We start from the raw sequence: 15,004 nt of genomic DNA, 5'->3' as shown, positions 1-15,004 counted from the left end.
GCCCGGCACAGCGCGCCGGACGACCGCACGCCGGATGCCGCGCACGACCGACCCCGGCCCTACCCTCGTGGGCGTGGACTGGAGCGACTACGACGCTGCCCTCTTCGACCTCGACGGCGTCGTCACGCCGACCGCCGAGGTCCACATGCGCGCCTGGGCGGAGATGTTCTCCGACTTCCTGGCCTCCTGGGACGGCGACGGCGACACCTCGCCGTACACCGACCAGGACTACTTCGACCACGTCGACGGCAAGCCGCGCTTCGACGGCGTCCGCGACTTCCTGGCCGCGCGCGGCATCGAGCTGCCCGAGGGCGACGACGACGCGCCCGCCGGCGAGGTGAGCGTGAGGGGCCTCGGCAACCGCAAGAACGACGCGTTCAACGAGGTCCTCGAGCGCGACGGGGTCGAGGCGTTCCCCGGCTCGGTGGCGCTGCTGGACCACCTGCGCGACCTCGGGATGCCGCTCGCGGTGGTCTCCTCGTCCGCGAACGCCCCGTCCGTGCTGCGCACCGCCGGCCTTCTCGACCGCTTCGCGACCGTCGTCGACGGCCGCGTCGCGAAGGAGCTGGGCCTGCCCGGCAAGCCCGCGCCGGACACCTTCGCCCACGCCGCCGCCGTGCTCGAGGTGCCGGACTCCCGCGCCGTCGTGCTGGAGGACGCGACCTCCGGTGTCCGCGCCGGGCGCGCCGGCGCCTTCGGGCTCGTGGTGGGCGTCGACCGGGGTGCGGGCGCCGACGCCCTGCGCGCCGCCGGCGCCGACGTCGTCGTCGGCGACCTGCAGGAGCTCGTGCCGTGATCCTTCCCGAGATCGACGAGGACTCCCTGGACCGCTCCCGGTTCCCGGTCGACGAGTGGGCGCTGCGCGAGACCAGCCACCGCTCCGGCGACCTCGGCACGACCGAGACGCTCTTCGCGGTCGGCAACGGCTACCTCGGGATGCGCGGCAACCCCGAGGAGGGCCGCGACGCGCACGTGCACGGCACGTTCGTCAACGGCTTCCACGAGACCTGGGACATCCACCACGCCGAGCAGGCCTTCGGCTTCGCGCGCACCGGCCAGACGGTCGTCAACGTGCCGGACGCGAAGGTCATGAAGATCTACGTCGACGACGAGCCCCTGATCCTCGGCACCGCCGACCTCGAGGAGTACGAGCGCACCCTCGACTTCACCGAGGGTCTGCTGCGGCGGCGCCTCGTGTGGCGCACCCCGGCCGGCAAGCGCGTCGAGGTGACCTCGACCCGGATGGTCTCGATGACCGAGCGACACCTCGCGGTGCTCGAGCTCGAGGTGACGATGCTCGAGGGCGACGCTCCGATCGTCATCTCCTCGCAGCTGCTGAACCGCCAGGACGGCGAGGACGAGTACCACGTCGTCGACGCCGCGATGGGCGAGGGCGACGACCCGCGCAAGGCGCAGCGCTTCGACCACCGGGTCCTGCTCCCGCAGGCCCACTACGGCACCCACGACCGGCTGTTCCTGGGCTACCGCTGCCGCAACTCGGCCATGACCCTCGCCGTGTGCGCGCACCACGAGCTCGACACGACCAACGAGGTCGAGACGATCGTGCGCTCCTCCGAGGACGTCGGCAAGCTCGCCTACCGGGTCGACGCCAGGCAGGGCGAGCCGACCCGCCTGACCAAGCTGGTCACCTACCACACCTCCCGCGGCGTCCCGGTCGAGGAGCTCTCCGACCGCTGCGACCGCACCCTCGACCGGGCCGTCGCCCACGGCGCCGCGGCCTACCGCGCCGACCAGCGCGCCTGGCTGGAGTCGTTCTGGGCCGCCTCGGACGTCGTGGTCGAGGGCCAGCCCGCGCTGCAGCAGGCGATCCGCTTCAACCTGTTCCACCTCGCCCAGGCCGCCGCCCGCTCCGACCAGCAGGGCGTGCCCGCGAAGGGCGTCACGGGCAGCGGCTACGAGGGCCACTACTTCTGGGACACCGAGGTCTACGTCGTCCCGTTCCTCGTCTACACGATGCCCGACGTCGCCCGGAACACCCTGCACTTCCGGTCGCGGATGCTGCCGGCCGCCCGCGACCGCGCCCGCGAGCTGGCCCAGCTCGGCGCGCTGTACCCGTGGCGGACGATCAACGGCGAGGAGGCGTCGGCCTACTACGCGGCGGGCACCGCGCAGGTCCACATCGACGCCGACATCGCCTACGCGCTGAGCAAGTACGTCGACGCCACCGGCGACACGGGCTTCCTCACCCGCGACGGCGTCGACATGCTCGTCGAGACCGCGCGGATGTGGGCCGACCTGGGCTTCTGGCGCCACAACGGCGCACCGACGTTCCACATCCACGGCGTCACCGGGCCGGACGAGTACACGACGGTCGTCAACAACAACCTCTTCACCAACGTCATGGCCCGCTTCAACCTCGAGCGCGCGGTGCGCGCCGTCGACGAGGTCAGGCAGGCCGACCCGGTCCAGCACGAGCGGATGGTCAAGCGGCTGGACCTGCGCTGCGAGGAGGTCCAGGAGTGGCGCGAGGCCGCCGAGGCCATGTGCATCCCCTACGACGAGACCCTCGGGATCCATCCGCAGGACGAGCACTTCCTCGACCGCGAGGTGTGGGACCTGTCGCGGACCCCGGCCGAGCTCCGGCCGCTGCTGCTGCACTACCACCCGCTGGTGATCTACCGCTTCCAGGTGCTCAAGCAGGCCGACGTCGTGCTGGCGCTGTTCCTGCAGGGCGACCGGTTCACCGCGGAGGAGAAGCGCGCCGACTTCGAGTACTACGACCCGATCACCACCGGTGACTCGACGCTGTCGGCGGTCGTGCAGTCGGTCATGGCGGCCGAGGTCGGCTACCACGAGGTCGCCCTCGACTACTTCCGCAAGGCCCTGCACGTCGACCTCCTCGACCTGCACCACAACGCGGTCGACGGCATGCACGTCGCGTCGGCGGGCGGCGTGTGGAGCGCCCTGGTCTCCGGGTTCGGCGGCATGCGCGACCACGGCGGCACCCTCACCTTCGACCCCCGCCTGCCCGCGGAGTGGCCGAGCCTCACCTTCCGGCTGCGGTGGCGCGGCTCGCGGGTCCGGATCCGGGTGACCGCGGACGCGATGACGTTCACCCACGAGGAGGGCGACGGCACGGTCCCGGTCGGCGTGCGCGGCACGTCGTACGACGTGGCGCCCGGCGCGGTCGTGGAGGTCGCCCTCGACGGCCAGGGTCCTCGTCGCGAGGGCCGGCTCGGCACCCGGCCGCTGATCGGCGGCCGCCGGGCCGACGGCTCCCGCATCACCGCGGGCGTGCCCTCCCCCAGCGTCCCCGCCGACGAGGCCGAGAGCCCCGCCGACCTGATCTGACCGCACCGGCCCCCTGCTCGACCGCCCTCAGTCCGGGGCCGGCGCGGCGGGCAGGGGGCGTGCGGCGCGGGCGGAGCTCGCGGTGGCGCCGGCGACGGCCACGACCACGCAGGCGACGGCGGCCCACTGGGTGGGCTCGAGCAGCTCGCCGAGCACGACGATCGCGGCCAGCGCGGCGGCCGCGGGCTCGAGGCTCATCAGGATGCCGAACGTCGAGGACGGCAGCGTGCGCAGCGCGACCAGCTCGCAGGTGTAGGGCACGACCGAGGACAGCAGCCCGATCGCGAGGCCGAGGGCGAGGATGCGCGGGTCGACCAGCGCCTCGCCCCCCGTCAGCAGCACGTACGGCGTGAGCGGGAGCACCGCGACCAGGCTGGCGAGGGCCAGCCCGTCGACGCCCTGCCACCGCGCCCCGGTCGCCTGGCTCAGCAGGATGTACGCCGCCCAGGCCGCGCCGGCGAGCAGGGCGAAGCCGACGCCGAGCGGGTCCAGGTCGGCGCGCTCCACGCCCAGCAGCACGACGCCCAGCCCGGCGAGCCCGACCCACAGCAGGTCGCGGGCGCGGCGCGAGCCGGCGAGGGCCACCCCGAGCGGACCGACGAACTCGATCGTCACCGCGATCCCGAGCGGGATGCGCGCGAACGACTGGTAGATCGCCCAGTTCATGGTCCCGAGCGCCAGGCCGAAGCCGAGCACCACCAGCCAGTCGCGACGGGAGCGGCCCCGGAGCCGGGGCCGCGCGACCAGCAGGAGCACCACGGTGCTGAACGCCAGCCGCAGCCACACCAGCGTGCTCGGCGAGACCTCGTCGAACAGGCCCTTCGCGAAGGCGGCGCCGACCTGCACCGAGACCACGCCCGCGACGACGAGCAGCACGGCGCGGTTCACGGGCGGCGACGCTACCGGCGGGCCGACCGCGCGTGGCAGGCCGGGGTTCACACGGGTGTCACGAGACGTTGACTCACCGGACGCACGGGCCGGGTTAGGGTGAGCCGAGCCCGGTACCCCCCACCGCCCGGAGTCACCCCATGTCCCACACCCGCACCCTCCGATCGGCGGTCGGCACCGTCGGCACCGTCGTCGGGGACGCGGTCTCCCGCTGGGCCGTGGAGTCGCAGCAGGGCGCGCGTCGCAACGCGATGCTGGCCTCGACCGCCCTGGCCTCGCGTCGCCGGGAGCACGCCGAGGTCGAGGACTTCCTGGCCTCGCGCGCGCCCCGCGGCGCCGCGTCCGTCGAGCGCGCCCGGGGCGAGGACGCGAACCGGGTCCGCGACGCCCTCTGAGGTCCGTCGGCCGCACCGGCCGGCGCCGCGGCACACCTGTCCACCGTGGGCCGCCGCTGAGGCATGATCGTCGCCATGTCGGCGACCCGTGAGCCCGTGCCCGCAGTCGGCCCGTCACCCGACCCCGAGCCCGCGGGCCTGTCGTTCCACGACGTGACGAGCGCGGACGGCACCCGCCTGCGGGCCTGGAGCAACGCCCCCGTCGTGGCGGACGACGCCCCCGTCGTGCTGCTGTGCAACGGTCTCGGCACCAACCCCTACACCTGGCCCGCCCTGCTGCGGCGGGACTGCGGGGTCCGGGTCGTCTCCTGGTACCACCGCGGCACGGGCGGCTCCGAGCGGCCGCGCCACCGCCGTGACGTGGGCATCGACACCTTCGTCGCCGACGCCCTCGCGGTCATGGACGACGCCGGCCTCGACCGGGTGCCCGTCCTCGGCTGGTCGATGGGCGTCAACACCGCCTTCGAGCTGGCCGTCACCCACCCCGACCGGGTCGCGGGCCTGTTCGCCGTCGCGGGCGTGCCCGGCTCGACGTTCGCGAGCATGCTCGGCCCGCTCCACCTGCCGCGTCCGGTGGCGCAGGCGCTGACGGTGGGTGCCGCCCGCGTCCTCAAGTACGGCGGGCCCGCGATCACCCCGGTCGCGCAACGGCTGCGGATGGGGCGGCTCGGGGTGACGGTGCTGACGCACTCCGGGTTCATGCTGCCCACCCCGGACCCCGAGGGCACCGGGCGCGCGGTCCGGGACTTCCTCACCACGCCGATCGACTGGTACGGCCACGTCGCGCTCGCGACCTCCAAGCACCGCCGCGTGCCGCTCGGCACGATCCGGGTGCCGACGACCTTCGTGGCCGGGCGCTACGACGTCCTGGCCGGCGCCCGCGACATGGCCTCGGCCGCCGCGCGCATCCCCGGGGCGACCTACGTCGAGCTGCCCGCGTCGCACTTCGTGCAGATGGAGCACCCCGAGGAGGTCCACGCGCTGCTCTTGGACTTCCTTGCCACAGTGGAGGAATGACGCCGCTGCGCCGCCTGGTCCCCCTGTCGGTCGCCGCCGTGCTGGCCTCGGGGGTGCTGGTCTCCTGCGGTGAGGACGTCGACACCGGCTCCGAGCCGACCGTCACCGCGTCTCCCTCCCCCGAGACCGACTCCGAGTCCGAGGCCGACCCCGGGTCGGGCGAGACCTCCGCGGAGGAGGGCGCGGGCGGGTCGGCCGGCGGTCCCCCGCGGGTGGTCGGCGAGGTCACCGAGGGCCTCGAGGCGCCGTGGGGCCTCGACTTCCTCCCCGACGGACGCGCCGTCGTCACCGAGCGCGACACCCGCCGCGTGCTGACCGTGGACCCCGGGTCCGGTGAGCAGACCGAGGTCGGCGTCGTCGAGGCCGCCGTGCCCAACAGCGAGGCGGGGCTGCTCGGCGTCGCGGTCTCCCCCGACTTCGCCCGCGACTCGACGCTGTTCCTCTACTACACGACCGGCGAGGACAACCGCGTCGCGCGGGCCACCCTCGAGGGCGGCCGGCTCGGCGAGCCGGAGGTGCTGCTCGACGGCATCCCGCTGAACACCTACCACGACGGCGGCCGCCTGCTGTTCGGTCCGGACGGCATGCTCTACGTCTCGACCGGCGACGCCGGCGAGCCGGACCTCGCCCAGGACCCCGACTCCCTCGCGGGCAAGATCCTGCGGATGACCCCGGACGGCGAGGTCCCCGACGACAACCCGACCGGCGGGTCCTACGTGTACTCCCTCGGCCACCGCAACGTGCAGGGTCTCGCCTTCGACGACGCCGACCGGCTGTGGGCCAGCGAGTTCGGCGACCAGACCTTCGACGAGCTGAACCTCATCGAGCCGGGCGCCAACTACGGCTGGCCGATCAACGAGGGGCAGGGAGACGTGCGCGGCGGCGAGCTCACCAACCCCCAGGTGGTGTGGAGCACCGACGAGGCCTCGCCCTCCGGTCTCGCGTACGCCGGCGGCGACCTGTGGGTCGCGGCCCTCGGCGGTGAGCGGGTCTGGCGGGTCCCGGTGCGTGGCGACCGCGCCGGACAGCCCCAGGACCTGCTCGACGGCGAGTACGGCCGGATCCGCGAGATCCAGGAGTCCCCGGACGGCGAGCTGTGGGTGGTCACCAACAACACCGACACCCGCGGCGAGCCCCGCGAGGGCGACGACCGGATCCTGCGCCTGGCCCCCTGACCCGGGCGCCGGGACCCGGATCTCAGCCGGCCGTGATCACGGCCCGCCGGGCCGCCCGGCGCAGCGTGGTCAGGATCGCGGGCCCCAGGAGCACCACGCACAGCGACGTCGTGATCGCCCGTCCGGTGTCGAAGCTCGTCGTCGACGTCAGCAGGGTGTAGATCCCGAACCGTCGCAGGTTGTCGGCCAGCGGGTCGCCGGGCACGAACGCCAGCGACTCCGAGACCCCCGGCAGCTCGATGCCGAGCAGGAACGGCCAGCCGGACAGGTTCATGAACAGCCCGTAGAGGTACGCCGCCACGACGGCGTAGGCGACCAGCATCGCGATCTCCCACCGTCCCGACACCCGGCGCGGCAGCAGGCCGGCGCCGAGCCCGACCCACGCGGCGACGAGCATCTGGAACGGCAGCCAGGGCCCCACCCCCGCGGTCAGCAGCGCGGAGGCGAACAGCGACACGCTGCCGAGGACGAACCCGAAGCCGGGCCCGAAGACGCGCCCCGCGAGGATCAGCAGGAAGAAGACGAGCTCGACGCCGGCCGTGCCCGCCCCGAGCCCGCGGAGCACCGCGTTGACCGCGACCAGCACCCCGAGCACCGCCAGCACCCGGGAGTCCATCCCGCCCTCGGTGACCTCGGCGAGGACGACCGCCAGGATCACCGGCAGCAGGGCGAGGAACAGGAACGGCGGGTCGACCCGCTCGGCCCCCGCCTCGGGGACCAGCAGCAGGGGCCAGGTCAGCATCGCGAGGCCGGCCAGCGACGCCAGGCCCATCACGAGCGCGGACCGGGGCGTCAGTCGCACGGCGGCCACCGGCCCCACCCCGGCGGTGCGGGTGCTCACCGGGCCGCCCCCGCCCGCGCGGCGACGACCTCGTCGACGCCCAGCCACCCGGCGCCGAGGACCTTGGTGACCTGGGGCGCGAACGACGGAGACTCCGCGACCACCCGGCGTACCGGGCCGTCGGAGACCACCTCGCCGTCGCCGAGCACGACGACCGTGTCGGCGGCCAGGGCGGTGAACTCGACGTCGTGGGTCGCGACGAGCACGGCCCGCCCGGCGGCGGTCTGCTGCGCGAGGACGCGCGCCAGGACCCGCTTGGCGGGGTAGTCCAGGCCCCGGGTGGGCTCGTCGAGCAGCAGCAGGTCGGGCTCGGCGACGAGCACGATCGCCAGCACCAGCGCCAGGCGCTGGCCCTCGGAGAGGTCGCGAGGGTGACGGTCGTCGGGGACGCCGGGGACCATCGCGTCGAGCAGGTCGCGGCAGGCGCCGGGCGTCGTCCCGGCCCCCTCGTCGGCGGCGGCGCACTCCTCGGCGACGGTCTCGAGGTAGAGCAGGTCGGCGGCGGTCTGCGGGACCATCCCGACCCGTCGCCAGCGCTCGTCCCGGGGCAGGTCCTCCGGGTCGACCAGGCCGCCGTCGGCGCCGGCGACCCTCACCGTGCCGCCGTGGCGGGTCCCGGGCGACGCGCCCTGCAGGGTCCACAGCAGGGTGGACTTGCCGGCGCCGTTGCGGCCCATCAGCGCGGTGGTGCGACCGGCGCCCAGCGTCAGGGACACCTCGTCGAGCACGGTGCGGGCGCCGCGGGCCACCACCAGGCGCCGGACCTCCGCGCGGGCGGCGGCCGGGGGCGCGGGCACCTCCGCCGGCGGGGTGAGGTCGAGACCGCGGGCGCGGCGGCGTGCTTCGCGCACGGTGAGGGGCAGCGGGCTCCAGCCGAGGGCCCGGCCGAGCTCGACGATGGGCGGGGCGGGCTGGTCGTCGCCGGCGTCGCGCAGCACGGCGGCCGGCTCGCCGACCCGGACCGCGCCACCGCCGGCGACGAGCACCATCCGGTCGGCGAAGGGCACGACGCGCTCGAGGCGGTGCTCGGCGACCACGACCCCGAGGCCCACGTCGTGGACCAACCGCGTGAGGGTGGCCAGCACCTCCTCGGCCGCGGTGGGGTCGAGCGCGGACGTCGGCTCGTCGAGGACGAGGAAGCGCGGGTGCATCGCGAGCACCGACCCGATCGCCACGCGCTGCTGCTGCCCGCCCGACAGGGTGCGCAGGTCCCGGTCGCGCAGGTCCGCGACGCCGAGCAGGTCGAGCGTCTCCTCGACCCGGCGCCGCATCGTGGTCGGCGGCAGCCCCAGCTGCTCCATGCCGTAGGCCAGCTCCTCCTCGACGGTGTCCGTGACGAAGCCGGCCGCAGGGTCCTGCCCGACGTAGCCGACCAGGTGGGTGCGCTCGCGCGGAGGGGTCGCGGTGACGTCGACGCCGTCGGCCAGGACCGACCCGGACAGCCGCCCCCCGGTGAAGCGCGGCACCAGACCGGACAGCACCCCGAGCAGCGTCGACTTGCCGACCCCGGTGCGTCCGGCGACCAGCACCAGCTCGCCCTCCTCGAGGACGAGGTCGACGGCGTCGAGCACCGGCGGCGCCGCCGGGCGCCCGGCGCGAGCGGCCCCGGCGGCCCGGGGGTCGTAGCCGACGGTCACGCCGCGCAGCTCGATCACGCCGCCACCTCCTCGCGGTCACGGCGACCGACGAGGAACGGCGCAGGGGTGGCGCCCAGCACCGGCGGCGGCGCGGCGACGGCGGCGACCAGCCCGACCAGGCCCGCGGCCAGCGCGAGCAGCGACAGCTGGGGCACCGCCACCAGCTCGGGGTAGGCGATCAGCGGCTGCTCGCGCGAGACGAGCCAGGCCAGCACCGCCGCCGCGAGGCCCGAGAGGGCGACGACGACCTCCGCCGCACGCCACCGGTCGGGCCGGTAGCGGCTGCGTCCGACCCGGCTGCCGGCGCTGAGCAGTCCGAGCACGGCCACGGCGAGCCCCCCGAGGAGCATGGGCAGCGCGAGCCAGCGGGGGGCGGTGGCGTCGAGGACCGCGTAGGTGCCGACGACGACCCCCAGCAGGCCGAGCACCATCAGGGCCCCGGTCCGCCGGCGCTGCGCGGCCGATGCGTCGCCGCGGCGCCCGTAGCCGCGCACGTCCATGCCGGCGGCGAGCGCCAGCGAGCGCTCCAGGGCGTCCTCCAGGACCGGCACCAGGAGCCGCCGCAGGGAGCGCACGCGTCCCCGTGGCCCGGGGCGGAGCCGCTGCGCGGCGTGCACGCGGCGGGCGCTGTCGGCGAGCTGCGGCACGACGGTGATCGCGACGACCAGGACCGCACCGACCTCGTAGAGCGCGGGCGGCACGGACTTCAGCAGCCGCTTGGGGTTGGCGAGGGCGTTGGCCGCGCCGACGCAGAGCAGCAGGGCGGCCAGGCGCAGCCCGTCGTACAGGCCGCCGAGGACGTTCTCGGCGGTGACGTCGCCGAGCAGGCTGATGCCGAGCACCACGTCGGGGAGCGGGACCTCGGGCAGGCGCAGCAGCACCGTGCCGTCGTACCCGCCGCCCAGCAGGACGCGCAGGACCACCCGCACGACCACCACGACCACGGCCAGCCAGACGTAGACGCGGTAGGCCCGTGACCACGGGTGGTCGCCGCGCCGGAGCGCGACCGTGGTGGCCGTGACCAGCACGACCACCACGAGCAGCAGCGGGTTGGCGGTGAGCGACGCGGCGGCCGCGAGCCCGAGGGCCCACACCCACCAGGCCACGGGGTGGAGGTCCCGCGGCAGCCGCGTCGTCGTGCTCATGGCGCGCTCATGCGCTCCCGCGGGTGCGCCGGCGCTGGAGCACCGCGCCGGCGGCGCCGAGCCCGAGGACGCCGATCACGGCGGCCGGCACCCACGCGGGCAGGCCGGCGGGGTCCTCCTCGGACGCCGACGAGACCTGCTCGGTGTCGCCGTCCGCGTCGGTCAGCGGCGAGGAGGCGGACCGCTCGGCGCGCTCGTCGTCGGCGCCCGTGCGGGCCCCGTCGCCCTTCCGGCGCTCCGCGTCGCGCCCGCCGGCCCGACCCTTCCGGTCGGCGCCGCGACCGTCGCGGCCGCGGCCCGCACCGTCGCGGCGCGCTCCCCCGTCGGCACCACCGTCGGCGCCGTCCGTGCCACGGGTGCCGCTGTCGTCGGCGTCGGGCGTCGTGGACGGGTCGGCGTCGGGCGTCGGCGTGGACGGGCCGCCGCCGGAGCCGTCACGGGTGACGGTCCCGCCCCCGGACGCACCCGATCCACCGGAGCCCGAGCCGCCGGAGCCCGAGCCGCCCGGGGCGGGGGCCGGGGCCGGGGCCGCCGCGCGGACGGGTGAGGTGCTCGGCGGCTGCTGACCGCCACCGCTCTGCCACGACCAGGCGACCAGGCCACCGTCGGGCACCTGCAGGCTGCGGACGCCGCTGGAGGCGTAGGTCCAGCCGGCCCCGGGCTTCCCGGTCGACCAGAACAGGCCCCAGTAGGCGTTGGCCGGGGAGGCGTTGACGCAGGGGTCGCTCGACGGGACCGCGTTGACCCGGCACACGAAGCCGGGCTCCCGCCTCGCGAACGTCATCTGGGTGCCGACCGCCGCGAACAGCCCGTCGGCGCCGCCGCCGCCACCGGTGGCGCAGCCCTCGACGAGGCCGCGGCCGCCCTGTCCCCGGTAGTCGACGACCACGGTCACGCCGCCGGCGCCCGAGCAGGATTCCGCCGAGGCGGGGGTCGTGCCGACGACCGGCAGGGACGACGACAGCGCGGTCGGCAGCGCGGGGGCCGCGAGGCTCGCGCCGAGCGCGAGCCCCAGCGCGCCGAGGAGGCGGGCCGCCCTCATCGGACCCGGAAGGTGGTGCTGCCCGACCGGATGTCGGCGAACCGGCCGGTGACCCTGACCTGCGCCGGACCCGTCGCCCCGCGCACCACGAAGCGGCTCCGGAAGAAGCCGTCGCGGGTGGCGACGCCGGTGTCGACGACCCGCCCCCGCAGCCGGACGGTGACCTTCTCGCGGGCCGCCAGGTCGCGGACGGTGACGGTCTGGGTCGCGCCGCGCGCGACGGCGGCCCTGCTGCGGCGCACGTCGAGTCGCTTCGCGGCGAGGGCCGAGACCGTCACCGAGCTCTGACCCAGGGTGTACTGGCGCAGGGCCGTCCCGCGGGGCACGTTGACCGCGACGGTGGCCTCGCTCCCGGCCGGGCGAGCCGACGAGAACGGTCCGCCGGGGCCGGTGACGCAGGTCTTCTGGCCGACGGCGACCCCCGAGGTGGGGAGGCTGACGGTCGACCCGGCGCGCACGAACCGCACGCCGGAGGACGCGTCGAGGGACGGCGTGCCCGGAGCGGGCAGCGAGCGGAGGGCGGGCACGGCCTGGGCGGACGTACGGCGCCACTGGTCGCGGGTGTCGGCCACGATGCCCGCGTCCGTCCCGGCGGCGAAGGCGGCGTCGTCGTAGGCCACGGCACCCTCCTGCCCGGGCGTCAGGACGCCCTCGCACGGACCGAGGCCCGCGACCTGACGGCCCGCGACCCAGGCGGCGGCCGCGGTGGCGGCACCCGGCTCGCCGGCCTCGGCGAGCGCCCAGCCCGCGACGCCGGTGCTGTTGGCGTTGGGGACGTCGGTCGGGCCGTCGCCCCCGGTGAAGGAGCCGTCGGCGGCCTGCGCGGCCAGGAGCCAGTCCACCGCGTCGTCGACCGCGACGGCCTCGGGGCTGCCGGCGGCGGGTGTGGTCGCGAGGATGTTGAGGACCGCGAGCGCCGTCGCGTCCGGTGCCGCGGCGCTGTCGCCGTCCGCGACGCCGCCCTGGCAGGTCTGGTCGGTGGCGGTCTTGTCCTCGGTGAGGAAGGTGCGGAAGAAGCCCGCGTCGCACTGCTGGTCGAGGAAGAAGTCCATCGCGGAGCCGGCCTCGGCGTCCCCGGCCACTGTCAGCGCCCGGGCGGCGAAGCCCTGGCTCACCGCGTTGGCGGAGTCGCCGAACGTGCTGCGGTCCTCGACCCGACCCTCGATCGGGGCGTCGTCCGCGATCAGCCCGGAGAGCTCGGCGACGAGGTCGACCCCGCCGACGGCGGAGGCGTCGCCCCCGCGCTGCTGCACGAAGGAGGCGAGCTTCGCCGTCGCGCCGGCGTAGCGCGACCCGGGGTCGCCGAACCCGTCGCCCGAGGTGTAGGCGGCGACCGTGCGGGGGCTGGTGAGCTCGTCGGTCACGTCGCCCAGCGTCGCGTCGTACCGCGCACCGTCGAAGGAGTCGAGCGCGAGCCCGAAGTCCACGGTCAGCCCGTAGTCGTCGAAGTCGAACTGGTCGTTGTAGACGGCGCGACCGCCGTCGAGCTGGCCCACCAGCCAGTCGCCGCCGGCGACGGCGGCGGCGGAGTCGTTCTGCGGCGCGGCCGAGGCGGGAGCCGCGGGGGCGACGAGGAGGGAGCCGGCGACGAGGCCGAGCCCGACGGTGAGGGCCGCGGCACGGCACCCGGGGCGAGAGGGGGTCATGAGGTCCTCCACGCTGCGACAGACGAGGACTCTCGATCCCCGGCTGTGGTCCACGACAGCGGCGGGTCAGGACGCCCCGACGCAGGCATTCCGGCTCGTCCCCCGGGTGGATCTCGTGGTGCGTGGAGGACCTACGGCTGCGGGTCAGCGCCGGACTCGGACCGGCTTCCCCCGCGACGGGCGTGATGATGGGTGCTCCCCCAGCGGGAGCACGCGCAATCTAACACCGGCGCGCCCGGGCCCGGCATCGCCGACGCCACCGACCAGGGCACCGACCAGGGCACCGACCAGGGCACCGACGGGACGCCGCCTCAGGTGACCCGGAACGACGCCGTGCCGGATCGGAGGCCCGGGAACACACCGGTCGCCCTCACCGGCACCCGACCTCGGGGCACCTCGGCGGCCACGCGGGTCCGGAACCACCCGCGGGGGCCGGCCGAGCCCCGGTCCGCGACCCGCCCCGCGAGGCGGACCGTGACCCGCTCACCCGCCTCCAGGCCCCTGACGGTGATCGTCTGGCGCCCACCGCGCGGCACCGACGCGCGCGCGACGGCGACCCGGAGCCGCGCCCGGTCGAGCACGCGGAAGGTCACCGCGGTGTCCACGCCCGCCAGCCGGTACGTGCGCGACGCGGTGCCCGCGGGCATGACCAGGTCGAGGGCCGCGACCTCGCCCGGGCCGGTCACCCGCACCCGGGCCCCGGGGCCGGCGAGGCACACCTTCTGGCCGAGCGCGAGCCCGACGACCCGCACCCCGGCCGGCCGGCCGGCGGCCTGGAAGGGAGCGCTGCCCGCCGAGCGAACGCGGACGTCGTCGCGCGGGGTGGGCAGGCCCACCAGGGCGGGCGCGACCACGGCGGTCGTCCGCGTCCACCGCGCGGCCCGGTCCGCGGTGACGCCCTCGTCGACCCCGGCGTCGTACTCCGCACGGTCGAATGCCACCGCCCCCACCGCGTCGGGCACCAGCCGACCGTCGCACGGCACGAGGCCCGTGACCTGCTGGGCGGCCACCGTGCGGACGAGGTCGGTGCCGAGGGCACCGACGGCGGCACCGGCGGCCTCGAGGGCGCGGAGGGCCAGGCCCGCGCTGGCCGTGTTGGGCACGCCGTCGTCGTCCCGATGGACCACGAACCGCGGCAGCGCGTCCACCGCGTCCGCGACCGCCTCGTCGACGTCGGGGTCGTCCGTCGCCCCGGCCGCCAGGAGCTGGAGCACGGCGGTGGCGGTGGCGTCGGAGCTGCCGGCCCGCGGCTCGCTGCCCGCACAGCCCTGGTCGGGCGCGGTCGCGGCGGGGAGGTCGGCGCGGAAGAGCCCCTCGCAGCTCTGGGCCAGCAGGTAGTCCGTCACGTCCTCCGCGCGGTCGCTGCCCAGCGTCAGCAGGGCACGGACGGCGTAGGCCTGACCGGCCACGTCGCTCCCCCCGAGCCGCCCCCGGCTGAGGGGGGCCTCCGAGACGGCGGACTCGAGCCGCTGCTGCAGGTCGACACCCCCGGTGTCGCGTGGGTCGTCCCCGCGCACCAGCACGTACGTCAGGAGCCTCGCGGTCGCCCCGGCCGTGTCGCCCGACCCGGTCGTGTGGTCCTCCGCCCCGGCGGCCACGGTCTCGTCGACGGCCGCCAGCTGCGGCGCGTAGCGGACGGGGTCCAGCTCCGCCAGCGCGAGTCCGACCTCGACCGTGAGCCCGAGGTCGGTCCCCGAGGGGGTCGGGACGGCCCCGTCCTCCAGCCGGCCGGCGAGCCAGTCGCCGGCGGCGCGGGCGGCGCGGGCGGCCTCGAAGTCCGACGGCGCCCGCGCGTCCCGCGGGGTCGCGGTGGCGTCGGCCCCGGGTGGCCCGTGGAGGACGGCGAGCGCCAGCGTGGCGGCCAGGGCGGGACCGACACGCGCAGCGGTACGGGTCACGGTGGTTC

12 protein-coding genes and 1 riboswitch are annotated in these 15,004 nt (G+C 76.0%); of the genes, 5 read left to right on the top strand and 7 right to left on the bottom strand.

Features of this window, described 5'->3' with window-relative positions:
- The first annotated feature begins 34 nt into the window (after window positions 1–34).
- On the top strand, window positions 35–796 hold the full coding sequence (locus tag ABD158_RS13740; RefSeq protein WP_425573207.1) for an HAD family hydrolase: 762 nt from the start codon (window positions 35–37) through the stop codon (window positions 794–796).
- A complete protein-coding gene (locus ABD158_RS13735) occupies window positions 796–3,312 on the top strand; it encodes a glycoside hydrolase family 65 protein (RefSeq protein WP_425573206.1) in 2,517 nt (838 codons plus the stop codon). Before ABD158_RS13740 ends, ABD158_RS13735 begins: the two co-directional genes overlap by 1 nt.
- A 27-nt stretch (window positions 3,313–3,339) precedes the next feature.
- Here ABD158_RS13735 and ABD158_RS13730 read toward each other — a convergent pair whose 3' ends face one another.
- Entirely contained in the window at window positions 3,340–4,200 is an 861-nt protein-coding gene (locus ABD158_RS13730) for an EamA family transporter (protein WP_344008090.1), read from the bottom strand.
- A 140-nt stretch (window positions 4,201–4,340) separates the two neighbouring features.
- Here ABD158_RS13730 and ABD158_RS13725 point away from each other — a divergent pair, with 140 nt between their 5' ends.
- The 3 genes from ABD158_RS13725 to ABD158_RS13715 all read left to right on the top strand — a co-directional run bounded on the left by ABD158_RS13725 (window position 4,341) and on the right by ABD158_RS13715 (window position 6,787).
- Window positions 4,341–4,595 carry a hypothetical protein gene (locus ABD158_RS13725; protein WP_344008089.1) on the top strand — a complete coding sequence of 85 codons (255 nt, stop codon included), beginning with the start codon at window positions 4,341–4,343 and terminating at the stop codon, window positions 4,593–4,595.
- 75 nt (window positions 4,596–4,670) lie between these two features.
- The gene (locus tag ABD158_RS13720; protein ID WP_344008087.1) at window positions 4,671–5,612 is read left to right on the top strand and encodes an alpha/beta fold hydrolase; all 942 of its coding nucleotides are present in this window, start codon (window positions 4,671–4,673) and stop codon (window positions 5,610–5,612) included.
- Window positions 5,609–6,787, top strand: a complete 1,179-nt coding sequence (locus ABD158_RS13715) for a PQQ-dependent sugar dehydrogenase (protein ID WP_344008086.1) — start codon at window positions 5,609–5,611, stop codon at window positions 6,785–6,787. Before ABD158_RS13720 ends, ABD158_RS13715 begins: the two co-directional genes overlap by 4 nt.
- A gap of 22 nt (window positions 6,788–6,809) precedes the next feature.
- Here ABD158_RS13715 and ABD158_RS13710 read toward each other — a convergent pair whose 3' ends face one another.
- The 6 genes from ABD158_RS13710 to ABD158_RS13685 all read right to left on the bottom strand — a co-directional run bounded on the left by ABD158_RS13710 (window position 6,810) and on the right by ABD158_RS13685 (window position 14,996).
- The gene (locus ABD158_RS13710) at window positions 6,810–7,628 is read right to left on the bottom strand and encodes an ECF transporter S component (protein ID WP_344008085.1); all 819 of its coding nucleotides are present in this window, start codon (window positions 7,626–7,628) and stop codon (window positions 6,810–6,812) included.
- Window positions 7,625–9,283 (bottom strand): ABC transporter ATP-binding protein, encoded by a 1,659-nt coding sequence (locus tag ABD158_RS13705; protein WP_344008084.1) that lies wholly within the window; start codon window positions 9,281–9,283, stop codon window positions 7,625–7,627. Before ABD158_RS13705 ends, ABD158_RS13710 begins: the two co-directional genes overlap by 4 nt.
- Complete coding sequence (locus ABD158_RS13700) at window positions 9,280–10,410, bottom strand: energy-coupling factor transporter transmembrane component T (protein WP_344008082.1); 1,131 nt, start codon at window positions 10,408–10,410, stop codon at window positions 9,280–9,282. The genes ABD158_RS13705 and ABD158_RS13700 overlap by 4 nt, the downstream gene beginning before the upstream one ends.
- A gap of 7 nt (window positions 10,411–10,417) precedes the next feature.
- Window positions 10,418–11,452, bottom strand: coding sequence for a hypothetical protein (locus ABD158_RS13695; RefSeq protein ID WP_344008081.1), 1,035 nt, complete (start codon window positions 11,450–11,452; stop codon window positions 10,418–10,420).
- Window positions 11,449–13,098 (bottom strand): hypothetical protein, encoded by a 1,650-nt coding sequence (locus ABD158_RS13690; RefSeq protein ID WP_344008080.1) that lies wholly within the window; start codon window positions 13,096–13,098, stop codon window positions 11,449–11,451. Before ABD158_RS13690 ends, ABD158_RS13695 begins: the two co-directional genes overlap by 4 nt.
- An 84-nt stretch (window positions 13,099–13,182) precedes the next feature.
- Window positions 13,183–13,269, bottom strand: a riboswitch (cobalamin riboswitch).
- Between the two features lie 140 nt (window positions 13,270–13,409).
- Window positions 13,410–14,996, bottom strand: a complete 1,587-nt coding sequence (locus tag ABD158_RS13685; protein ID WP_344008078.1) for a hypothetical protein — start codon at window positions 14,994–14,996, stop codon at window positions 13,410–13,412.
- Window positions 14,997–15,004 lie beyond the last annotated feature (8 nt).

Source organism: Nocardioides lentus, assembly GCF_039529515.1.
GTDB classification, from domain to species: Bacteria; Actinomycetota; Actinomycetes; order Propionibacteriales; family Nocardioidaceae; genus Nocardioides; species Nocardioides lentus.
This window is presented reverse-complemented; position numbering and strand designations above follow the sequence as displayed.